Below are 21,889 nucleotides of genomic sequence, written 5' to 3' on the forward strand. Positions count from 1 at the left end.
CGCATAGCAGCTTTGAAGCTGGTATGATCATATTAGTCCTATTGTAACTTCAATAGATGAACAATACAAAATACAGCTCCTATTGTTTTTATGGCCTTCATCATGAACGAAAGGGGGGAATGAATTGCCCGATATTCTAACGATCGGTCCGATTTCGCTGCAGGCGAAATTACTGATGATATTTGCAGCCGCTGTGGCGGCATATTACACGATGAAGCTTAGAATGAAGCATTCATCCGTTACCATTCATGTTAGTCTGCTCGATGCTTTTATGACGGGGGCGTGGATTTGTGTTTTATTTTGGAAGTTCGGACCTGTTCTAAGACAGCCCCAATGGATTTGGGAAGAACCGCTTATGATCATACTCGCATCTGGCGGAGACACCTACTTATGGATCGGGATGGCCGCTGCTATCATTTATTTTTACATATGGTCCCTGAGAAAAAGAGTATCGCTATGGCTTGCTGCCGACGTGCTGGCTTACGGTTTGCTGGTCTTCCATACGGTATACCAAGTCTTCTTTTGGCAATACGGCATGGAAGCGGATGTTCCCTGGGGGATTCGGGTGATCGAGGAAGGTGTAAAGTACCATCCCCTGAACGTATATTTGGCCGTGTTGGCGGTTCTGTCGGGGATATATTTATGGCGGACGAGATCCCCTTTAGGAAGCGGGAAGCATGCGGGAAGATTTGTTCTTGCTTTTGGAACGAGCCGTATGGTTATAAGCTTGTTTGAGGTGCAGAAGGGCGATCAGTATCTCGGTTTCTCCCAACTTCAGTGGTGGTATTTCGCTTGTATGCTGCTCGGATATGTTTGGTCTTATACAAGCATAATAAGCGAGAAAGGAGATGAACATTCATGAAGCAGCAAACGAATGGAGATTCCATCGCTCAACGCAAACAAGAACAGGCGAACCGTGCAACGAATGAGTCCAAGCAAATGGGCAATGTCGTTGATAAGCAGCTGAACGGCCCTAATCGGCCATCCACTTAAATCATGCTGAGAGATACACATCGTCCGCATCAAGGCGAGGAAAGGTCAGAGAAGTCTGCTGATAAAGCCTCTGCGAAGCCGCTGATGCCCGAATTCATGCTGCCTAGGGAGCTGGAGGATGCTTTCAAAGGCAAGTATGGCGTAATGATAAAGGATCGGCGAAAGGATTAAAATGATCTTTTTTACCCCACTCATGATGGCGGCGATTGGAATTCACTTTCCTTCAAGGTATAATGAAATGAGACTAAACCTTGTGAAGGAGTGAGCAAAAGATGTCCATGTCTTTTGAAATGTATATGCACGATATGGTTCAGCCCATGAGAGACGAGCTAACTCGTCTTGGAATTAAAGAGCTTCGTACACCTGAAGAGGTGGAGCAGGAGCTGGAGAATGCCAAAGGAACCGCATTGATCGTTGTCAACTCGGTTTGCGGCTGTGCTGCGGGCCAATGCCGTCCCGGAGTTGCTAAAGCGCTGGAAAATGATGTGCAGCCTGACCGCCTGTTTACGGTTTTTGCTGGACAAGACCGCGAAGCAACAGCAAAGGCAAGAGAATATTTTGCGCCATACCCGCCTTCTTCTCCGTCAATTGCACTAATGAAGGATGGGGAACTGGTTCACTTCATCGAGCGTCATCAGATTGAGAATCGCTCTGCTGAGGAAATTGCAGCCGATCTAGTCGGTGCATTTAATGAGCACTGTAAATAATATGAACGTAATTGAAGCCCGCGCACTGGAGCGATGTTCTAGGTGCTGCGGGCTTTTATGTTCATTTTACCCAGGTAAGCAGCTTATTTTTCATGCAGATAAGTGAGGTCAGATTTCCTCACACTCTTCTCTTGAAGTTCCTTATCGGTGGGGTATACTAAGAAGTAGAATTGAAACGGATGGGAGGAAGCGGTGTTGACTACACAGGAGGAAGTCATTCGTACGCTCGGTGTGAAGCCGACCATTGATGTGGATGAGGAAATTCGTAAAAGAGTGGATTTCTTAAAGGAATATGTACGTAAATCGAAAACGACAGGCTTATTGATCGCGATCAGCGGCGGCATAGACAGTGCTGTGGCAGCGGGACTGTGTAAGCAGGCGACAGATGAATTAAGTCAGGAAACCGGGATGGAATACCGTACCTTGGGTGTGTTTCAGCCGTACGGAGAGCAATCCGATATTGACGACAGCTACGCGGTAGCGAAAGCGTTCGACTTGAAATATACGGTGGAAACGAACATTGAGGAGGCAGTGAATGAAATTGCCCTTGAGGTGGAGCATGCACTGAAAGGCATTGGGGTTCACAAGCATGTCAGCATTCCGGGCAAAGGCAATATCAAAGCGAGAACTCGTATGGTAGTGCAGTATGCGCTCGCTTTTGAACAAAATCTGCTCGTGGTCGGTACGGATCACGCCTCGGAGGCGATCACTGGATTTTTCACAAAGTATGGAGACGGCGCAGTCGATATTACACCGCTCAGTACGCTGAATAAACGGCAGGTTCGGCAGCTGGCACAGAAATTGGGTGTTCCGCAAAGCATTTTGGACAAGGCGCCAACGGCTGGTCTCTGGGAGGGACAAACCGACGAGAAGGAGCTAGGGATTACGTACGAGGACAACAGCGACTTTTTGGAAGGAAAGTCGATTGATCCAAAGGCGGCAGAAAAATTAATCCAAGCATACGAAAGAACCGAACATAAAAGAGCCCCTATTCCCGGCATTTGATCACCGGCAGGAAGTTGACCGGGGCCCACTTAAGGAAAGGCTGTTCGCGCGAATGATATATGCGGAGCAGTCTTTTTTTATATGGATCCGGCACAACTTCCAGGAATGGGCCTGGCAGCATTCAATGTTTTGCGATTTTGTTGTACACTAGAGTAGTTCCAAGTTTACAGGACTAAAACGTCATTAGACGGGTAGAGGGATGACGATGATACACGGAATAGGCTGCGACATATTGGAAATATCGAGAATCCGCCGTATTGTGAGCGGCACGCATGGTCCTTCATTTCTGCGCAAAGTACTCACGGAACGAGAGCAGGAGCTGTATGAAGTCATGGGCTCGGAAACCCGAAAGGTGGAATATGCCGCGGGCCGGTTTGCAGCCAAGGAGTCTGTTTCGAAAGCATTGGGCTGTGGAATATGCGGTAAGCTGGGCTTAAAGGATATTGAAATTGTGCCTGACTCAGCAGGAAAGCCGCTGTGCCGCATCACGGAAAGAAGCCGCCTTGAACTGGGGCTGAATGCGTCTTTTGTCATTCATCTTAGCATCTCGCATAGCGAAGAGCATGTAGTGGCCTATGCGGTAGTCGAAGTGTAGCTACTTCTTGGTCTTTAGCCATTCGGCTAGAGCTTCGATTTCCTCAGGGGTGAGGAGTTCTTCGAATGCCGGCATGATTTTAGGGCCTTGTTTGATCGCATCCATAATTTGTTCTTTGGATAGCGAGCTGCCCACTTGCGTCAGATTGGAACGATCGCCTACGCGGCCCTCCAGATCTGTTCCGTGGCACTGAATGCATGACTGCTTGTACACCTGGACGGCTTCTTCATATAGGTCTTGATCCTGATCGATATCGTAGCCGGTGCCGCCTTCATTGCTGCAGCCCGCAGCGAAGAGAAGTAACGCTGCAATGAAGATAATTGAACCTCGAACACCCATCGTATATCCTCCATAAGATATAAATTCAATTTTAAACTTATTATAGACGATCTTTGCTTGAAAGACATTTTTTCATCCCATCGGCAGACGCTGCCATGACAATAATTTGATGCTCATAGGCTCATATCGATTCATGCTTGAGGAGATGAGATGAACAGAGTGGGCAGTACAGGAGGCTTTAAAATGAAAAGAAAATGCTCGGCCCGTTACCGATGCGAACTTCTGCGCGATATGTCTAGAGAAGGATTGGATCTGCTGATCATTGGAGGAGGATTGACGGCAGCCTCTATCGCTTGGGAAGCGGCCGGCCAAGGACTCCGGACCGGATTGATTGAGGAGCATGACTTTGCTTCATGGTCAGACGGGTTAACGGCAGGGACCGTCCCCGATTTGGAGTGGGACGATTGGAGACACAAGGCGGAGGTCAACAGCGAATGTGATTACTACCGTCGGCTTGCGCCTCATACGGTACAGCAGCAGCGGTTCGTCCTTCCCTATTATAAAAAGAACAGCACCGCCCATCTGCGAACAAGACTGAAGCTGAAAGGCTTTGAGTGGATGTCGCGGAAGAAGGGGCCTTTCGGAGCGAAGCTGCTTAGCTCTGAGCAGATGCTAGAACGATATCCTCTTATGCTCCAGCGCAAGCTAAAAGGCGGCTTGGAGTATGATGAATATGTACACGACATCGGCAGACTGACCATTGAATTGATGAAAGGCGCCTATGAAAGGGGCGCGCTCGCCTGCAACTATGCAGGCGTTAGCAGTTGGTTGGAACAGAACGGGAGCATCGTTGGAGCGGTCGTGGAGGACCGATTGAGGAAGAAGGCTTATACGATTCAAGCCAAAGCCATCATCATCGCCTCTGGGCCTCTAAACGGTCGATATTTGAAGCTGCAGCCACTGCATAAAGAGTCGTACATTCCGCAAGAAATGGACTCGAGATTTCATATGGTGATTGAGAATAAGCATTTTCAACTGGAGCAGGCTTTAAGCATACCTACGCTGGAAGGGGGATTTCTAGAGGTCATTCCTTTCAAAGGGATGATTCATGTCACCGCGAAAGTGCCTTCAGCAGACCTCCATTCCGATTGGAACATAGATAAGCAAATGGGCTGGATGCTGAGCGGACTAAAAGAGGTGTTTCCCGGCGTGGACTTGTCCGTAAACGATGTGGAATATCATTGGGAATCGCATGTTCCTATGGATTCCTCAAGCAGGCTTCATGCGACCTCCTACGATGCGATTGTAGTGGAAGAAGCGTCTTTAGCGGAATTGCGAAGAACCACATTGGATGCCGTACAGGCGGTGGTGCATTATTTGAAAGAAGCGCATGACTGGCGTACCGGAAGCATGCCATTAGTAGATTCGAAGCTTCCTGGCGGAGGCTTTATTGGTAAGGACTTTTCCGTCTATAGAGACTTGACTATACAGTCTTTTGTACAGAGGGGCATTCCCAAACGCTGGGCAGGCCATCTTCTGGATGCTTACGGATCCAGCAGCGAGTATATTATCAGCTATTTCAGCGAAATATCGGACAAGGAATCGGTACTGATGCGTCTGCTCTGTGCTGAAATCTTGTATGCCGTTGAATATGAAATGGCTGCCAGCTGTGCCGATGTGCTGATTCGGCGCACGGGACTCGGTTCCATCCATTACAGCTATGTGGAAGAGATTATGGATTCGGTGATCCAGATTTGTGGCGAGCTGCTGGAGTGGGATAAGGGTGAACAATACAGACAGCGGGAATGGCTGCGACTGGAGCTCTCCCATCGAGGGGTAAAGCTGACAGATCAGGAGCAGCAGGAAGGTGCTGTGAAGGCGGAGACAGACGAAGCGCAAGGCAGTGGGCATAACGCAGAACAAGCGGAGCAGGAATATGAAAGTGATGACCACGATAGAGAAAGATCCGAAGCAACAGCGGTAATCGGTGAAATGGTGACCACCGGGCAGGATGGTCAAGCAGAGGAAAGTACGGTGAAGTCTGCCGCTGAAATGTTTCATTCGGACGAACAGCCTTCAGTAAAGATGGAGCATGCTACATGGGGGGATTTAAAGCTGGCCGGTCAAGAAGCTTCTGCGGGACTTGAAGATCTAAATCAGGACAAGTCAGCAGATATAGCGCCAGGAGAGCACGGAACAGGAGCAAAGAATAGAGGGGAATAAGCAAGCTTATGACAACCGCACTAGAGAAAAAACAATATTTCGTTCATTCCTTATTGGCCTGGTTTCGGGCGTATCAGAGAGATTTGCCGTGGCGCAGAACGAAAGATCCATACCGCATCTGGGTGTCAGAAATTATGCTGCAGCAAACCCGTGTAGATACAGTGATTCCTTACTATGAAAGATTTCTCGAACGTTTTCCAACCGTAGAAGCGTTAGCCGATGCGCCGGAAGAAGAGGTGCTGAAGCTTTGGGAAGGCTTGGGGTATTACTCACGGGCCCGAAATCTGCAGTCCGCTGTCAGAGAGGTAAGAGATACTTATAACGGAGTTGTGCCTGATGACAGACAGCATTTTTCATCGTTAAAGGGTGTAGGACCTTATACGACGGGCGCGGTACTAAGCATCGCTTATAATCGACCGGAGCCTGCTGTCGACGGCAATGTCATGAGGGTGCTTTCGCGTTATTTTCTGATTGAAGAGGATATCATGAAGGGCTCGACCCGAGCACATATGGAGCATTTGATCCGAGAGATGATCCCACATGATGCGGCGGGTGACTTTAACCAAGCGTTGATGGAGCTGGGTGCTCTGATCTGTACGCCGAAATCGCCCCAATGCTTGGTGTGTCCTGTCATGGAACAATGCACTGGACGGCTCGAAGGCAAGGAGGAGCAGCTTCCGATCAAGAAGAAGGCAAAGGCGCCTCGTCCGGAATATCGGATTGCCGCGATGGTCGGTTCCGTTGAAGGAGAGAAGCCGTTTCTGATTAGACAGCGCAGCGGTCAAGGCTTGCTCGCAAATATGTGGGAGCTCCCGCACATGGAATATGGCAAAGGCATGGAGGAGCTCTCAGAGGCAGGAGAACAAGAAGCGCTAGCGAGACATATTCAAGCTGAAACCGGCTTGATCGTGAAGCCGCATGGTTTTCTAATGAATGCGGAGCATACATTCAGTCACATCCATTGGAACATGAAGGTGTATGCTTTTGAAATCGTTCAGCAGCATCCTTTGCCTGATCATTACCGCTGGATTCGAAAGGAAGAAATGCAGCATTTCGCGTTTCCAAACATATTCCTTCGTATCATCGGTGCCCGCCAGTCATAAATGTTTATCGACCGAACAAAATCCATTGATATTTCCATTTCCTTGCCATCTTGACGAAAATCCAAGACACAGCCGTCGTTATCACAATGAAACCAAAGGTGTACAGTGAATATCCGGCGGTCGTACTTGGCAGCTCAATCGTATTTCGTAAAATCGAAAGGATCAGGACATGGGTTAAGTAGATGCCGAAGGAAGCGGACCCCAAGCTGGTGAACATGCGTGAAAGCGGACGATGTCTGCGAAGCAGCCACCTGCTTAGAGTAATGAACGCTGCAGCAGAGAACAGCGCATGCAGATGAAATACAATATCAAACGTGATCGTTTGCGGCCTGTATATCCCCCAGTAGCTCAAGAGGTAACATAGAACTAACGCGCTCCCGCTTATGGCCATGAAACCGATCGGTGCTAGTTTAAGTCTGTCGAGCCGCTGGACAAAACGGTGGTAATGCATGCCGATCATGGCGCCGACCCCGATTAGTCCCATGTAGCCGAAAATATAAGTCGCTCTTTGGGGGATGGGGCCGTATCTAGGCGTGTACCAGTAAGTGAATAGGTAGAAGGCGGCGTTTATTGCGACACAAAGGGCAATGAAAAGCATCGGCGCTCTGCGCAATCTCTTGGCTAGTGACATCAGTAGCGGGAAGATCAGGTACAGCTGAAACATCAGTATGAAGTAATACAGGTGCGGACCGTTCTGTCCGAGCAGCAGCCTCTCCAAGAAATTTGCAGCCATCTCCCCCGGCTGCCAAGGCAGGCCGAGCTTTAATTTGGGCCATATGTAGTTATAGGTATAATAGACAACAGACCATATAAGATAAGGAAGCAGGATGAATTTAATCCGCTTGCTGTAAAAGGATCGAATTCGTCCAGCATCCCACTCGTCTCCATATCGATAAAATAGAACGAGGGCGCTGAGCATGAGAAATACGGGGACTGCGAAAAGACTGAAGCGATTGACAGCAAGGAACAGGTTATGTGTTGTACTCTTCACCGCTAAGCTGACCGTTGCTTGAGAGGTGCCATGAATCAGAAGAACACCAATCATGGCAAAGGCTCGAACGATATCCAACTCTTCAATTTTTGACTTCAATCAAAATCCTCCCTAGTGACGCACCCTATATGAAAATGAAAAGCCCTAGTTCATTATCCGGGCATCTTCCCGCAAAATATTCATTCACAGTCACATTTTTAGAGAATTGGCATATTTCATAAATTTCAATTTTAGTTTATAATTTCCATTTTGGCGGATTTCGTGGGGAATTTCAAGGTGGTCATGCGTGACTTTTTTTGGGGTGGATATGCATGAAGTGCAGGGGTTAAAACAACAAGTGAAGATCGATTCAGCTTATGGAGAAGGCAATGCGATGAACATTTGATTTTTACATAAAAAAAGGAAGCCACCGTATGGAAGCTTCCTTCTACCACCGTAATGTGGATTACTTCTTCGCTGCTTCGTAGCGCTTGTTCACTTCATCCCAGTTGATGACATTGAAGAATGCAGCAATATAATCAGGGCGTTTGTTCTGATAGTTCAGGTAGTATGCATGCTCCCAAACATCTAATCCCAGAATTGGCGTCAAGCCTTCCATCAGAGGGCTGTCTTGGTTTGGCGTGCTGCTAACGACTAATTTGCCGTTTTGGTCTACGCTCAGCCAAGCCCAACCGCTGCCGAAACGGGTAGCTGCTGCTTTAGAGAAATCTTCTTTGAATTTATCGAATCCGCCAAGCTCGTTATTGATGGCTTCAGCAACAGCGCCAGTAGGCTGTCCGCCGCCGTTAGGGCCGATAACCGTCCAGAACAAGGAGTGGTTCGCATGTCCGCCACCATTGTTGCGAACGGCTGTACGAATCGCATCTGGCACGCTGTTCAGATCGCTGATCAGATCCTCGATCGATTTGTTTTGAAGATCTGCATGACCTTCAAGAGCTGCGTTCAAATTATTCACGTAAGTTGCATGATGACGGTCGTGGTGAATCATCATCGTTTGCTCGTCGATATGGGGTTCGAGTGCGTTGTTTGCATACGGAAGTGCAGGTAATTGATGTGCCATGGGTATAAAAACCTCCTATTAGATGTTTTTTCCAATCATATTATCCCTGATTTTTGATAATAAATCAACATTTATGTATGAAAAGTAAGTTCCGATTTCACACTTAAGCAAACGGGAAAACGCTAATCGGAAGAGTTTCTGCGCATGATTTCATCGATAATTTGGTGATGCAGGGAAGAGCCTTGACTATTCAGCCAAGGGGATAGATCGCTCATCGACCGGTGATGGTGCATGAGCTCCTCGCTGGTCCAATTCGATAACTGCACATCACTCAGCTCCTCAAGCCTGCGATGGTTTTCTGTCATTGCTATCCTTTCCTCCTATTAATAAGCTGGTAAAAAAGAACCGCTATTATCATGAACAGGCCTTTCGGTTTGTATACATAATATGAAGCATGGATGAGAAATCCGGTTGTAAGCGCTTAATAGTTAGCGCTTACAACAGAAAAATCGGTTTTTTTAAGTTTTTTTTAATGTTTTAAAAGGAAAATGACACTTTTTGTCGTATTATTAAGTTATAATCTAATAGTCTGTCCAATATCCCGATACATTTCTATTCTTCTGTAAATCAGCTTAGGAGTATGGGTTATTGAGCATGGTCAGTAAGGGAATTCATCGATAACAGAACAGGAGCGAAATGATAGGATGCTGATACGTTCTTTTCAACTGAGCGATTATGCCGCAACAAGTAGACTGTTGGAGGAAGTTCTGACTGGAGAATGCTTCGAAGAGACGATGGATGCATTTGCCAACCAATTGTCTTGGGACTCCGAATTGATCATGGTGGCGGTGCAGGACGGCGACATTGTTGGTGCTATTATCGGCACGATTGATAACTGCAGGGGGTACTACTATAGAATTGCAGTCCGTTCGTACGAAAATGAGCAAGACGTAAATGCAGGATTGATTCAAGCATTGAATAAGCGTTTTGACGCCCGCGGCGTGCGCAGTGTAGTGGTTCCACTCGATCCGCATAATGAAACTCTGGTGCCAATGTATCGTTCTTTAGGCTATGAGGACAGGCACTTTGAGACCGCGGTTAATAACAAATTAAGCATCCTGTCCAGCTGATCGGAAGACAGCGAAAAAGGTGGAAGAGCATATCTTTTTGTCATTTGCATATGGCAGACAGATATGCTTTTCTATTACTATAGAATAAACATCAGCGGAATACATTTTCGTTTATTTACCATAAATATGTCTTTAACAAGAGAGGATTAGGAGATGGACAGCTACCTTCCATACATCATTAAAAGCTTCAAGCATGACGGCCACCTGCATCGGATGTGGAAAGAAAATTGGCTTATCCCAGGCCATAAGCTGCGTCCGGAGCACCGGAATGAGGGGATACATGTGTTGATCAACGATCAAACCCCTATTCAGGAGGCGAATGGCAGTCACTGGGTCAGCCGCATTCCAGGCATCTCTTTTTTTATCCCTAAGCAGTGGTTTAACGTGGTGGCATTGATTGAAGAGGGCGGGATCAGGTATTACTGCAATATTGCTTCTCCACCTTATAATGATGGTTCGAATATGACATATATTGATTACGATTTGGACGTTGTTGTCACGCATCATAAGCAGGTGCATGTGCTCGACGAAGCAGAGTATGAGCTGCATAAGCATCGGTATAATTACTCTCCTTTAGTAGAAGAAAAGGTCGAGCGAGGATTGGAATCCGTGATTGAGCGCATTCGTAGGAATCAGGCACCATTTCAAGATGAAGCGGTCATACAATATTACGAAGAATGGAAGAATGGGAATACCGACCAGTAAGCAGTGGGCGTTAGATGGATAACCATAAGGGGGATAAGATGAAAAAAATAGATATTTACACCGATGGCGCTTGTTCCGGCAACCCGGGTCCCGGCGGATATGGGGCCATATTAATGTTTGGGGAGCACCGCAAGGAAATATCCGGGGGAGAGCCCCAAACGACGAACAATCGAATGGAAATCTTGGCTGTTATCCGAGCGCTTGAGCTGCTGAAGGAATCGTGCCATGTCACGATATATAGTGATTCGGCCTATGTTGTAAACTGTTTTCAGAAGGGGTGGTATAAGGGATGGCAGCGGAATGGCTGGAAGAACAGCAAAAATCAGCCGGTCGAAAATCAGGATTTATGGAAGCAGCTGCTTCAACTGATGGAGACACATCGAGTAGAATATGTTAAAGTAAAAGGTCATAGCGATAATGAATATAATAATCGTTGTGATGAGCTGGCAAGAGAGGCGATCAAACAACTAACATGAGGTGAATAGGGTGCCATATTCCGTGCGCATGACGGACGAGCAGGATTGGTCACTTCTGAAGGAAGAGCTGCTGCAGGCGGCTCCTAGCATGGGGATCGATAAAATAGGGATTGCTTCGGCAGACCCTTTTTTGGATTTGAAGGAAATTTTGATTCGACATCGGGAATTGGGCAGAGAATCCGGTTTTGAGGAGCCGGATATTGAGAAACGGACACATCCCGAACGGTTGATGGAATCACCGAAGTCGATTATTGCGATCGCTGTCGCCTACCCATCTAAGATGAGCAGTCCCCCGAAATCCGAGCCGGGCAAATATCGCGGAATTTTATCCCGCTCTGCATGGGGGGAAGATTATCATCATGTGTTAAGAAGGCGGCTTCAGCGCTTGGAGGAATGGTTGAAGGAACAAGTCCCGGACTGCAGGACAGAGATCATGGTCGACACGGGCGCATTATCGGATCGAGCTGTAGCGGAGCGGGCGGGAATCGGTTGGAGCGGCAAAAATTGTGCGATCATTACACCGGAATACGGCTCATGGGTTTACTTAGGGGAAATGATTACAGATATTCCACTGCCTCCGGATAAACCGATTTTGGATGAATGTGGAGACTGTACGATCTGTATCGACGCATGCCCTACGGGTGCGCTCGTTGGCCCCGGACAGCTTCATGCGGGCAGCTGTGTATCGTTTCTGACACAGACGAAGACCGTACTTCCGGATCACTTTAAGAAGAAAATCGGCAACCGACTGTACGGGTGTGACACCTGTCAAATAGTATGTCCGAAAAATAAAGGGAAGAACTGGACTCAGCATGAGGAGCTGCGGCCGGACCCAGAAGTGGCTAAGCCATTACTCAAGCCGATGCTGACGATGAGCAATAAGCAGTTCAAGGAGACATTCGGCGCCAGTGCAGCAGCTTGGCGCGGGAAGAAGCCGCTGCAGCGCAATGCGGTCATCGCGCTTGGTAATTTCAAGGATCGCAGTGCCGTTCAGCTGCTGGGGCAGCTGCTGATGGACGATCCCCGGTATGAGATCCGGGAAGCCGCCGCATGGAGCTTGGGCGAAATTGCAGGCGAGGAAGCGGCATCGTGGATTAATAAGGCGCAGGGCAAGGAAGATAGGCCGGAGGTGCTTGAAGCTTTAGCTAAAGCCGCTGAGAAGATTCGTGCTGGTGCAGGGAAGGAGAAATCCTAGTGAAGAGGTATGCATGCGAGATGTCTTCTCCGATCGGAACGCTTACCCTTATTTCGACGGACAAAGGAATATGCAGTATTGAATTTTGCAGCTTTGAAGAGTATGTGCAGAGACTTTCTGCATTTAATCCAGCTGAAGCGTTTGATCAGGATACTGTTGAGAAGGCTCCGCAAGCTGGGTTGCTCCAAGCTGCTGTTTTACAGCTGGAGCAGTATTTCAGCGGGAAACGGAAAATCTTTGATCTCTCATTGGACTTAAGCGGAACCGATTTTCAGCGGAAGGTATGGCGGGCGCTGATGGATATTCCGTATGGGGAAACACGATCGTATCAAGATATAGCTGGAGCTGTAGGCAATCTGAAGGCAGTGAGGGCAGTAGGCGGCGCCAACAACCGCAATCCGGTTCCAATCATCGTTCCCTGCCATCGGGTAATTGGTAAGAACGGCTCCATGGTAGGGTACGGCGGCGGCCTTTATATCAAGGAAACGCTGCTCGCATTGGAAGGCTGGAAACGGTTTGTAAGTTGAGTCAATCCATGCTATTATTGCAGTGTGAACTTGAAATCGCTCTTTTCATTAGATGGAAGAGAGAATCACCGTTGGAAACGATGTAATGGGGGTTGGGCTGATGTGGACTTGGATTATTGCCATACTCATGCTGATTGTGGGCCTGGTTATCGGCTTTGCAGTAGGTGTATTTTACCTTCGTAAGCAGGTGGAGAAAATGCAAAGCAATCCAGAGATGCTGCAAAAAATGGCAAAGCAAATGGGCTACAATTTGAATCAAAAGCAAATGAATCGAGTACAGCATATGATGAAGAACAACAAAAAATTCAAATGACCTTAGGAGCGCCGCCGGAAGCAACCTTGCCAAGGGGCGCTTTTTTAAATGTAAAAAGCTAGTAGGCTGTTATACGAATCATCGTCCGTGTGTGTGTGGACTCTCTCTGCATGACGCTTGTGAATTGAAATGTGGATAAGCTGTGCAGCCGAATGGCTTCACTTTAGCGGGGGATTTTGTATAATGGTGGAATAGGCTAAGCATCAGATGCTACATTTGTGGTGTAACAGCTGTCAAACCCAAGGGAGGCAGCGGAAGGAGGAACCCATCATGTCAGGTGTTAAAGATTACAGAAATGAATTAGTTGCACAAAATAGAGAGCAAATCGAACAGCATATTCGGGAAATTCTACGATTAATTGGGGAAGATGTAGACCGGGAGGGCTTGATCGATACGCCGGCCAGAGTGACTCGGATGTATGAGGAGATTTTTGCCGGCTATCAAGTAGACCCGCGAGATGTGCTGGGTGTAACCTTTGATGAGCAGCATGAGGAGCTAGTTATTGTTAAGGATATCGTCTATTACAGCCAATGCGAGCATCATATGGCACCTTTTTTCGGCAACGTCCATATCGGGTACATTCCAAGCGGTAAGATTGCCGGATTAAGCAAGCTAGCCCGTCTAGTCGAAGCGGTGACGAGGAAGCTGCAGGTGCAGGAACGCATTACATCGGAAATTGCGGATATTATGATGGAGACGCTGCAGCCGCATGGAGTAATGGTCATCGTGGACGGGCAGCACTTGTGCATGTGCTCCAGAGGCGTGAAGAAGCCGGGAAGCAAGACGATGACTTCTGCGGTACGCGGATCCTTCCTCAAGGATGCTGCTCTGCGCGCTGAATTTTTATCTCTTGTGAAAGAATAAATGGCGGTTGATATGAAAGCGGAGCGTATGCTGACGATAAGCATGCGCTCCGCTTTTTACTTTGACGGATTGTAAAAAGAAGTGCGACAGGTAGATTAAAGGCTTATGGAAGTATTTATGTAAAATGGAATCACCGCAACCACTATTACAGAGTAGTCGTCTGAAAGTAAAAGTTGTAGATGTTAGCGAGAGAAAGAAAATTAAAATAGACTTGCGCTCCGGAAGCAATCAAGGAATAACATCCTTCAAGAAAAATAAAGCTGGTGGCCCTTATACTCAAAAGGTACACCAGCTTTTTTGGTCAACCGGGTTTTGCTTTATTGATTCGTTGCCGCGAAAGACTCTGCCGCTGCTGATAGATAATAAGCCAACCCGGTTTGCTGACTTTCGAGCATCTTAAGATGAAAGTCATCACTTAGAAAAAATCGAGTCTGTGCCACAAAGTCTTCAATCGATGCTTTGTGCCCATGCTTATTCATAAACTCAAGATGGCATCGAATCAAATTTCTTGTTTTTTCATCGTTATGCTTTAAGCCTTCTCTTAATGAACTTGCCATTTCATTCATGAAAGTCATGGCTTCAACTGCTTGTTCGTTTAAGTCCTTAACATCCGTTGGGGCAACCTCATGAGACTCCATCCCATACGATTCCTTCAAATATTGATTTTGCTCAGTCAGCGCTTTGTTCCACTCTTCCTCGTTTTCAAAACCTTTGAACATTTCCCTATTATCCATGGTTTCCCCTTCCTTTATACATGCAATGGATTTACGCAATGTTTGAATGATGGTATCCAGCCTGTGTTTGCGGCTAAGAAGTAACTCCTCCTGCTGTGAAAGAATGGATAGCCGGTCTGAATGATGTTCCATCATTTCCTTGATTTGATCTAAGGAAATATTCAATTCTCTGTAAAATAGAATCTCTTGCAAACGTTCTAACTCTTTCATTCCATACAATCGGTATCCGGCTTCGCTTACTTTGCTCGGTAAGAGGAGACCGATCTTGTGATAATGATGAAGCGTTTTGATCGTAATATTGGACAGTTCCGATACTTCTTTTATCGTGTACAACATGGCTCATCCCTCCCTTCCTTACGTAGCTTAAAGTCTTCCCTAAGAGGAGAGTCAAGACGAACTTTTTTCGAAAAGTATATTGACCCTCCCCTTACAGTAGACCGTAAGATGACAATCGAATAGATGACGAGGGAGGAAGCTATAAATGTCAGGATCCATTCAACTGCTTCAAAACGGCTTTGTTCGAGCCGTTATGATTTCAACTCTATTTTCTCAAATTGGTATTTGGATTCGTAATTTTGCTGTTCTCTTGTATGTTATGGAGGTGACAGGCGGAGATTCAATTGCCGTTTCCTTGATCTCGGTCGCGGAATATGCGCCAATTTTTATCTTTTCTTTCATTGGCGGGGTATTCGCAGATAGATGGCGGCCCAAGAGAATAATGGTTTGGTGTGAATGCTTAAGTTCGTTATCCGTATTTATTGTCTTTGTTATGTTGGAAGTTGGAACATGGAAGATCATTTTTTTAGCAACATTATGCTCCTCCATTCTATCACAGTTTGCACAGCCTTCCGGCATGAAGCTATTCAAGAATCATGTACGTGATGAAGATGCACAATCCTGCATGTCTCTGCTACAAACCTTAACATCTGTCTTTATGGTTCTTGGTCCGATCCTGGGAACGTTGGTATATCAGCAATTCGGAATTGAAGTTTCAATATTGACGACCAGCACTTGCTTTCTGCTATCCGCTTTCTCCCTAGTCTTCGTCCCTTCTGATGAAAAGCAACTAAATATTCGAGAGACAAACCCATCATCGCTTTTTCGCGAAATGGCGGACGGCATTCGTTTTGTCTACGTAAACAAGTTACTCTTACAGCTCAGTATATGTTTCACGTTGGTGGGACTAGGAGTTGGGTTAATTTCGCCGCTGGGAATCTTCCTTGTTACGGAGCAATTGGACTTGCCTGCAGAGGCTTTGAAGTGGATTAGCATACCTTATGGTTTGGGTGAAATTGTCGGAGGAATAGTAACATTTGCTCTCGCGGCTAAGGTCGCCCCACAACGTTTCCTCATGATCGGCTTACTCGTCAACGGTGTCGGGATCATCTTAACAGGGATGTCTACCGTGATATGGCTAACGATGATGGCCCAATTCATCATTGCGCTTCTGCAGCCGGCCATTTTTGTCGGAAATAGCGCAATGGTCGTGCAGCATACCGATCAAAACTTTATAGGTCGGGTAATGGGAATCCGCACTCCGCTTATGACGGGAGCGATGCTCCTTATGATGAGTGTTGCAGGTGTGCTGAAAAATACTCTTTCACTTACCATTGTGTACGAATTGGCCGGATTCTGTTTTTTTGCAGGATTCCTAATTATGATTCCGCTTTTCCGAAGTAAAGGTAAAGAGGAGCAATCGGTGGCATAATGAATCATTACTCTGGACGGGGCAGGATTTTATGCTACACGCTCGTGCGGGTTCGTGGTTAATAACTTTATTTACCAATTTTAGCGCTTTATTTTCATATAACAACAGGAGAATATAACCATGAGTTACACTCATCTTAGCATAACCGAACGTAGCCAGCTAGAAGTCCTAATCCGAATTGGATGGTCGAATCGAGAAATCGGCAGGGAGTTAGGGCGGCACCACTCAGCAATCGCAAGAGAACGAAAGCGAGGAAGCTTGAGTGGCGTATACCAAGCAGAGCAGCGCAGGTTGCCTACGAAGATCGGCGGAAGTTCAGCAAGCCGAAAAAAGGTCGCTACACGACGGAGTTAGCTGATGAACTGGAGGATAAGCTGCACCTGATCTGGTCGCCTGAGCAGATCGCTGAAGAACGTCGTGCAAGCGGAAAGTCGTTTGTATGCTTCAAAACAATTTACCGGTGGCTTTATAACGGACGTCTGGCTGGGGGCGAAGTTTAAAGGAAAACGACGGAAGCCTATGGAGACACGTGGCCGGTTTCTAGTGGGTAAAACGATTGTCCAGCGTCCTAAATCCGTTAAGAAGCGTGAGTCATTCGGTCACTGGGAACTCGATACAGTTGTCTCCAGCCGGGGAAAAAGTCGTGCCTGCGTAGCGACTTTTATTGAACGCAAGACGCGTATGTACCTAGCTGTTAAGATGCCTGACCGCACCGCTCATTCCATGGAGATTGCATTTGGCGTAGTAACTGGGCAGTTTCCACAAGGAGCCTTCAAGACCGCGACCGTTGACCGTGGGAAGGAATTCGCTTGCCATACAGCGTTGGAGTTCTTTCATGGTATTAACGTGTATTTCAACGTGTATTTCGCCGATCCCTACTCGTCCTGGCAACGTGGATCCAATGAGAATGCAAATGGGCTCCTCCGCGAATCTTTCCCGAAGGGGAAAGATTTTGCGGAGGTTACAGATGAAGAACTGGCCCGCGCCCTCCACCTCATAAACCACCGGCCTCGGAAGTGTCTCGGGTGGAAGTCTGCAAATGAATCGTTCATGGAGGATCTGTTGCACTTAGCTTGACAATCCGTCCTTTATTAAAAAGGCTGCCATTTCAACTCCCGGGCTTTTCGAAAACGTTCGTTCACAGAAGGCCAATGGACGACATTCCACCAAGCTTCAATATATTTCGCCCGCTTATTCGGATATTTCAAGTAATAGGCATGTTCCCAAACATCGAGCGGAAGCAGCGGAATGATATCCCATTGGGATAAATTTTGGTGTTTCTCCGCCTGTAGAATCTCCATTCGGCGGCTGCGAGGGCTCCAAACGAGGATGGCCCATCCGCCGCCCTCCACTTTCTCAGCAGCTTGGCTGAAATGTTTCTTAAAGGCATCGAAGCTGCCGAAATCATTGCGGATTTGTTCGGCGATGGCTCCCTCTGGTTTCCCGCCGCCTTCTGGGCTCATCGTTTCCCAGAACAGCGTATGTAAATAATGGCCAGCTCCGTTAAAGGCTGCTTCCCGTTCCCAATGCTTGATGAGGTCGAAGTTACCGCTTCGCCGCGCTTCCATCATTTTTTTCTCCGCCTGATTTAACCCGTTCACATAGCTTTGATGATGCTCGTCATGGTGAAGTCGCATCGTCTTTTCGTCAATATAAGGCTCTAAAGCGTTGTAAGCGTAGGGCAGAGGAGGAAGCGTATGTTTGCCGATCGGTACTTGACCTTCTTTTTGATACGCAGAAGACCAAAGTCCTTCATTCGTAGCGGTTGCCTGTTGCGATTGGATCGTGTCTTCAAAGCGCTCCACATAAGAATGAGCAGAGGCAGAGGGTTCGGTAGACCCGTGTTGGCTTCGATAGTTCTCTCGATATGGGGACGGTTCGGCATGCATATAGGCATGGATGACGTTAAGGAAATATTCTGATTCACGGATAATATGGATGATAACGGTTCTAGCGATCGGAAGGCTGCGAATGGCACGGCTGTGCTCCATCATCTGATAAAGCTGTTTTATAAATTCTTGAGACTGCATCATAGAGACTTGCATGAGCTGTTGGAGCTTTGTTTCACTTGTTGGGATGTAGGAAGGTGCCGAACCTAGAGCCGAAGTGATGAGTGCATTTGCAGACTCTTCGGTTTGTCCAAATACCTGCTCCCATTCATTCATCAAACGGACAAATGGGGGTTCCAGCTGGGGAACAAGACTGCGAATGACAACCGTATGTTCCTTCTCCTGCATTTTCCAAAACCGGATTTCCTCTAAAATTCTAAGCGGCATGAGCCTGCCGTAAATCATCAGCACCGCAATACGCCTCCCCGATTCAAGCTTCAAACTGTAATCATGTATATTCTGGTATCGTTGATTTTATGAAAAAATAGGGTCCCTCCAATTTGGTCCATCTCTTGAAATATGGAAGCTGCGCACTGACTGAAACACGGAGATTAAGCTTTACGATGATGATTCTGTTCGTTATACTAATGGTATCGAGTTTCACAGTGTGAAACATGTAGAAAAGAGGTGTTTGCCATGGAAGAAGGAAAGTCAACCGTGAGATCTGTTGAACGGGCGTTAGACATTCTGCTGTGCTTTACCGAGCATCAGGAATGGGCCATGACGGAGATCGCTTCCAAGGTAAATTTGCATAAAAGCACGGTACATCGGCTGCTTGCCTCCCTAGAGCATAAGGGCTTTGTTACCCGTAATCCGGAGACGGATAAATATAAGCTGGGGTTCCGCATTTGGGAGCTGTCGGCACATCTTTCCGAAACCGATGATCCAGCAATCGTTTTGCTTCCGGAGCTGGAGCGGCTGAGGGATCAGCTGGAAGAGACCGTCAGCCTTTACATTCGTGACGGCAAAGAACGGATTCGAATTCAAGCGGTGCAGAGCCGGCAGTCGATTCGCAGAGTCGCAACCGTAGGAGCAAGACTTCCGCTCTATGTCGGCGCGTCCAGCAAGGTGCTGCTTGCATTTGCTCCGAAGGAAATACAGGAGCAAATATTGCGAGATGAGGAATGGCCGGATTTTATCGAAAAGATGGCCTTCGAGCAGCAGCTGGCACAGATTCGCGAGATTGGCTATGCGACCAGTATTGAGGAGAGGGAAGCGGGAGCGGCTGCTGTCGCTGTGCCGATTTATGACCGACATCATCAAATGGTAGCGGCGTTGTCGGTGTCCGGCCCAGCGAATCGGTTAACCGTTGATAAAATGAAGGAGCATGTGCCTACGCTGATTGAAGCGGCGAGAAGAATGGGCAGCATGATCCGGCCATAATCAAAATAAGCCCCCATGCCGATTACGGTATGGGGGTTGCTATTTAAAACGAAAGGAATATCACCATGAAATACGTACGGGGTATACCTTCGGCCTGCCGCCTGAACGAGCGTTTAATTTCACAATAAAATATCCTAAGGTGAAAACGCTCTTTCAAAAGTCGGCACTTCGGTATAAACCATACTTCACCATACCCCTTTTCAGTAATCAAAATGCCTCTACATCCACTGAACTGACCACGGTCAAGTAAATATTAATTAAAAAACAATTCCAGCAACCTGAGTTCGATATTCATATGGGCTACCTGAAAAGTGTAGTGACAAACGCTGCAATAATAATTGCGCTAACACTTGTTAAAGCCATAACGGTATCGTAGATTAGTATGAATTTCTTAAGTTATTTAACAAAAGATGCATAAAAGGAAAAATACCTTTAAGGAAAACCAATTAATTGGTATATTTAGTTGTAATAGCAAAAAAAGGTATGGTAAGGTTACTCTTAAGCCCCGAAATTGGATTTGAGTCTAGCCCACTTAACAGTGTAAGCTAGAAGCAGAACCAGTGGAGGGGATTATTTATGCAACGAAGAAGGTTCACGTTAGAGTTCAAGCAACAGGTTGTACAAGAAGCGAAGGAAGTCGGGAACGCCTCGCAGGTCGCACGTAGACATAACATTAATCCAAAAGTGCTGTATCGTTGGATAGAGCAGGCGGAGCATACCGACTGGCAGCAGACTGAGCCATCAGCCAAGGCCATAAAAGCGTATGTGCCGTCACCGCAGGAATTCCGAGCTCTCGAGGGAGAGAACAAACAACTTAAGGAGATCCTTGGTGAAAAAGATCTAGAGATTGCTGTATTACGTGACTTGCTAAAAAAGCAGAACCCAGCTTATCGGACAAAATTGAAATAGCCGACAAGTGGATCAAGCTGGGATATGCGGCTAAGCGCATCTTACAGATTGTCGGTGTTAGCGAGCAAATCTACTACTATCGCAAGAAGAACATTCCTTCCCCGCAAGCTGTGAAGCGCAGAGGTGGCCGTCCTGTGCCGGGTTATTCGAAAACAACCACCGGCAAAGAAATCAGTGACGAACAGATACGTGAGTGGCTATGTGAGCTCATTAGCGATGAAACTGAAGTATATGGTTATCGTAAGCTTACCGTTTGTCTGCAACGGGAATACAACCTTGTCATTAACAAGAAGAAAGTCTATCGACTGCTGAAGCAGTTGGAGCTTTTGCAGCCACAACGCCGGAAACGCACCGCATATCCGCGCAGGTTGGCGAATAACCGCGAGATTACGGCTTCGAATGAGCTTTGGGAGATGGACGTGAAATACGGTTATATCGCAGGTGAGCAGCGCTTCTTTTTCCTTCTTTGTGTATTTGATGTTTGTGATCGGGAAGTAGTGGATTTTCACTTTGGGCTCTCCTGTGAAGGAAAGCACGCGGCGGCTCTCATCCAGCGCAGCTTGTGGAAGAGGCGGTTGTTTCAAACTAACATTCGCCCTGTCGTTCGAACAGATAACGGACCACAGTTTATTAGCCATGTCTTCGAAGAGGCTTGCTTGACAAATGAAACCGTACATGAGCGCATCCCGCCGAAAACGCCAAATAAGAACGCTCACATTGAATCGTTCCACAGTGTGCTCGAATCAGAGTGTTTGCAAAGGCATGAATTTGCAACCTACCAGGAAGCTTATGCTGTTGTAACGAAATACATTGAGTTTTATAACAAACGTCGAATGCATGGAAGTTTAAAAGATCTGGCTCCCGAGCAGTACCGAAAAGCTATAGCGACAGGGCAGATTGTGCCAAAAATAATCTAAAGGAACCATCTGGGTATCCAGATATTAATTTTTCACTGATCCATTCAGAAAAAATATTTTCTGACCAATGTCCCTGAATATCATTTTTATCAGCAGCATGAACTATAAACACAAAGTTGAATCAATTTCATAAATCTCATGCCTTGATATGACTGACTTTTTTAGACATAGAAAAAGGAGTACCTCCCCAAATCTCGAATAGGTAAAGTGACCAAACGATACCAAATGAGATGAGGTGAACTC

The 21,889-nt window shown here is 46.9% G+C and carries 25 protein-coding genes and 1 pseudogene; 19 read left to right on the forward strand and 7 right to left on the reverse strand.

What is annotated here, in order from left to right:
- Positions 1 to 124: 124 nt before the first annotated feature.
- From ACFPXP_RS14315 to acpS, 5 genes are all read left to right on the forward strand, one after another.
- Positions 125 to 862: a prolipoprotein diacylglyceryl transferase family protein gene (locus tag ACFPXP_RS14315; RefSeq protein ID WP_379894985.1), complete on the forward strand. Its 738-nt coding sequence runs from the start codon at positions 125 to 127 to the stop codon at positions 860 to 862.
- Complete coding sequence (locus tag ACFPXP_RS14320; protein WP_379894986.1) at positions 859 to 993, forward strand: hypothetical protein; 135 nt, start codon at positions 859 to 861, stop codon at positions 991 to 993. The genes ACFPXP_RS14315 and ACFPXP_RS14320 overlap by 4 nt, the downstream gene beginning before the upstream one ends.
- Before the next feature lie 272 nt (positions 994 to 1,265).
- A complete protein-coding gene (locus ACFPXP_RS14325) occupies positions 1,266 to 1,700 on the forward strand; it encodes a BrxA/BrxB family bacilliredoxin (protein ID WP_379894987.1) in 435 nt (144 codons plus the stop codon).
- A gap of 195 nt (positions 1,701 to 1,895) precedes the next feature.
- A complete protein-coding gene (gene nadE, locus ACFPXP_RS14330) occupies positions 1,896 to 2,705 on the forward strand; it encodes an ammonia-dependent NAD(+) synthetase (RefSeq protein ID WP_379894989.1) in 810 nt (269 codons plus the stop codon).
- 205 nt (positions 2,706 to 2,910) lie between these two features.
- A complete protein-coding gene (acpS, locus tag ACFPXP_RS14335; RefSeq protein WP_379894991.1) occupies positions 2,911 to 3,300 on the forward strand; it encodes a holo-ACP synthase in 390 nt (129 codons plus the stop codon).
- Here acpS and ACFPXP_RS14340 read toward each other — a convergent pair whose 3' ends face one another.
- Positions 3,301 to 3,639, reverse strand: coding sequence for a c-type cytochrome (locus ACFPXP_RS14340; RefSeq protein ID WP_379894993.1), 339 nt, complete (start codon positions 3,637 to 3,639; stop codon positions 3,301 to 3,303).
- Between the two features lie 183 nt (positions 3,640 to 3,822).
- Here ACFPXP_RS14340 and ACFPXP_RS14345 point away from each other — a divergent pair, with 183 nt between their 5' ends.
- On the forward strand, positions 3,823 to 5,802 hold the full coding sequence (locus ACFPXP_RS14345) for an FAD-dependent oxidoreductase (RefSeq protein ID WP_379894994.1): 1,980 nt from the start codon (positions 3,823 to 3,825) through the stop codon (positions 5,800 to 5,802).
- Positions 5,803 to 5,810: 8 nt separating this feature from the next.
- Entirely contained in the window at positions 5,811 to 6,905 is a 1,095-nt protein-coding gene (mutY, locus tag ACFPXP_RS14350) for an A/G-specific adenine glycosylase (protein ID WP_379894995.1), read from the forward strand.
- A gap of 4 nt (positions 6,906 to 6,909) precedes the next feature.
- Here mutY and ACFPXP_RS14355 read toward each other — a convergent pair whose 3' ends face one another.
- The 3 genes from ACFPXP_RS14355 to ACFPXP_RS14365 form a co-directional block, all read right to left on the reverse strand.
- Complete coding sequence (locus ACFPXP_RS14355; RefSeq protein WP_379894996.1) at positions 6,910 to 7,995, reverse strand: acyltransferase; 1,086 nt, start codon at positions 7,993 to 7,995, stop codon at positions 6,910 to 6,912.
- A gap of 346 nt (positions 7,996 to 8,341) precedes the next feature.
- Positions 8,342 to 8,956 (reverse strand): superoxide dismutase, encoded by a 615-nt coding sequence (locus tag ACFPXP_RS14360; protein WP_379894997.1) that lies wholly within the window; start codon positions 8,954 to 8,956, stop codon positions 8,342 to 8,344.
- Positions 8,957 to 9,078: 122 nt separating this feature from the next.
- Positions 9,079 to 9,261: a hypothetical protein gene (locus ACFPXP_RS14365; RefSeq protein ID WP_379894998.1), complete on the reverse strand. Its 183-nt coding sequence runs from the start codon at positions 9,259 to 9,261 to the stop codon at positions 9,079 to 9,081.
- A 339-nt stretch (positions 9,262 to 9,600) separates the two neighbouring features.
- Between ACFPXP_RS14365 and ACFPXP_RS14370 the strand changes: the two genes are divergently transcribed.
- The 7 genes from ACFPXP_RS14370 to folE all read left to right on the forward strand — a co-directional run bounded on the left by ACFPXP_RS14370 (position 9,601) and on the right by folE (position 14,106).
- Positions 9,601 to 10,026 carry a GNAT family N-acetyltransferase gene (locus ACFPXP_RS14370; protein ID WP_379895000.1) on the forward strand — a complete coding sequence of 142 codons (426 nt, stop codon included), beginning with the start codon at positions 9,601 to 9,603 and terminating at the stop codon, positions 10,024 to 10,026.
- Positions 10,027 to 10,179: 153 nt separating this feature from the next.
- Positions 10,180 to 10,731, forward strand: a complete 552-nt coding sequence (locus ACFPXP_RS14375) for a DUF402 domain-containing protein (RefSeq protein ID WP_379895001.1) — start codon at positions 10,180 to 10,182, stop codon at positions 10,729 to 10,731.
- A gap of 38 nt (positions 10,732 to 10,769) precedes the next feature.
- Complete coding sequence (rnhA, locus tag ACFPXP_RS14380) at positions 10,770 to 11,207, forward strand: ribonuclease HI (RefSeq protein ID WP_379895002.1); 438 nt, start codon at positions 10,770 to 10,772, stop codon at positions 11,205 to 11,207.
- Positions 11,208 to 11,235: 28 nt separating this feature from the next.
- Positions 11,236 to 12,402 carry a tRNA epoxyqueuosine(34) reductase QueG gene (gene queG / locus ACFPXP_RS14385; RefSeq protein WP_379895012.1) on the forward strand — a complete coding sequence of 389 codons (1,167 nt, stop codon included), beginning with the start codon at positions 11,236 to 11,238 and terminating at the stop codon, positions 12,400 to 12,402.
- Positions 12,402 to 12,929, forward strand: coding sequence for a methylated-DNA--[protein]-cysteine S-methyltransferase (locus tag ACFPXP_RS14390; protein ID WP_379895003.1), 528 nt, complete (start codon positions 12,402 to 12,404; stop codon positions 12,927 to 12,929). Before queG ends, ACFPXP_RS14390 begins: the two co-directional genes overlap by 1 nt.
- A gap of 100 nt (positions 12,930 to 13,029) precedes the next feature.
- A complete protein-coding gene (locus ACFPXP_RS14395; RefSeq protein ID WP_379895004.1) occupies positions 13,030 to 13,242 on the forward strand; it encodes a YneF family protein in 213 nt (70 codons plus the stop codon).
- A 270-nt stretch (positions 13,243 to 13,512) separates the two neighbouring features.
- Positions 13,513 to 14,106, forward strand: a complete 594-nt coding sequence (folE, locus tag ACFPXP_RS14400; RefSeq protein WP_379895005.1) for a GTP cyclohydrolase I FolE — start codon at positions 13,513 to 13,515, stop codon at positions 14,104 to 14,106.
- A 317-nt stretch (positions 14,107 to 14,423) separates the two neighbouring features.
- On the opposite strand, the gene ACFPXP_RS14405 is transcribed toward folE, so the two are convergent.
- The gene (locus ACFPXP_RS14405) at positions 14,424 to 15,176 is read right to left on the reverse strand and encodes a MerR family transcriptional regulator (RefSeq protein ID WP_379895006.1); all 753 of its coding nucleotides are present in this window, start codon (positions 15,174 to 15,176) and stop codon (positions 14,424 to 14,426) included.
- Positions 15,177 to 15,321: 145 nt separating this feature from the next.
- Here ACFPXP_RS14405 and ACFPXP_RS14410 point away from each other — a divergent pair, with 145 nt between their 5' ends.
- Together ACFPXP_RS14410 and ACFPXP_RS14415 are read left to right on the forward strand one after the other, a co-directional pair.
- The gene (locus tag ACFPXP_RS14410) at positions 15,322 to 16,548 is read left to right on the forward strand and encodes an MFS transporter (protein WP_379895007.1); all 1,227 of its coding nucleotides are present in this window, start codon (positions 15,322 to 15,324) and stop codon (positions 16,546 to 16,548) included.
- Between the two features lie 120 nt (positions 16,549 to 16,668).
- Positions 16,669 to 17,625, forward strand: a pseudogene (locus tag ACFPXP_RS14415) (IS30 family transposase).
- 14 nt (positions 17,626 to 17,639) lie between these two features.
- Here ACFPXP_RS14415 and ACFPXP_RS14420 read toward each other — a convergent pair.
- Entirely contained in the window at positions 17,640 to 18,848 is a 1,209-nt protein-coding gene (locus ACFPXP_RS14420) for a Fe-Mn family superoxide dismutase (RefSeq protein ID WP_379895008.1), read from the reverse strand.
- A gap of 225 nt (positions 18,849 to 19,073) precedes the next feature.
- On the opposite strand from ACFPXP_RS14420, the gene ACFPXP_RS14425 reads away from it, so the two are divergent.
- The 3 genes from ACFPXP_RS14425 to ACFPXP_RS14435 all read left to right on the forward strand — a co-directional run bounded on the left by ACFPXP_RS14425 (position 19,074) and on the right by ACFPXP_RS14435 (position 21,646).
- Positions 19,074 to 19,820 carry an IclR family transcriptional regulator gene (locus ACFPXP_RS14425; protein WP_379895009.1) on the forward strand — a complete coding sequence of 249 codons (747 nt, stop codon included), beginning with the start codon at positions 19,074 to 19,076 and terminating at the stop codon, positions 19,818 to 19,820.
- 576 nt (positions 19,821 to 20,396) lie between these two features.
- Positions 20,397 to 20,729: a transposase gene (locus ACFPXP_RS14430; RefSeq protein WP_379895010.1), complete on the forward strand. Its 333-nt coding sequence runs from the start codon at positions 20,397 to 20,399 to the stop codon at positions 20,727 to 20,729.
- Between the two features lie 17 nt (positions 20,730 to 20,746).
- Complete coding sequence (locus ACFPXP_RS14435) at positions 20,747 to 21,646, forward strand: IS3 family transposase (RefSeq protein ID WP_379895013.1); 900 nt, start codon at positions 20,747 to 20,749, stop codon at positions 21,644 to 21,646.
- Here ACFPXP_RS14435 and ACFPXP_RS14440 read toward each other — a convergent pair.
- On the reverse strand, positions 21,609 to 21,758 hold the full coding sequence (locus tag ACFPXP_RS14440; RefSeq protein WP_379895011.1) for an S-layer homology domain-containing protein: 150 nt from the start codon (positions 21,756 to 21,758) through the stop codon (positions 21,609 to 21,611). The genes ACFPXP_RS14435 and ACFPXP_RS14440 overlap by 38 nt on opposite strands.
- Between the last annotated feature and the right edge of the window lie 131 nt (positions 21,759 to 21,889).

It is taken from the genome of Marinicrinis lubricantis (genome assembly GCF_042658665.1).
GTDB lineage: Bacteria > Bacillota > Bacilli > Paenibacillales > KCTC-33676 > Marinicrinis > Marinicrinis lubricantis.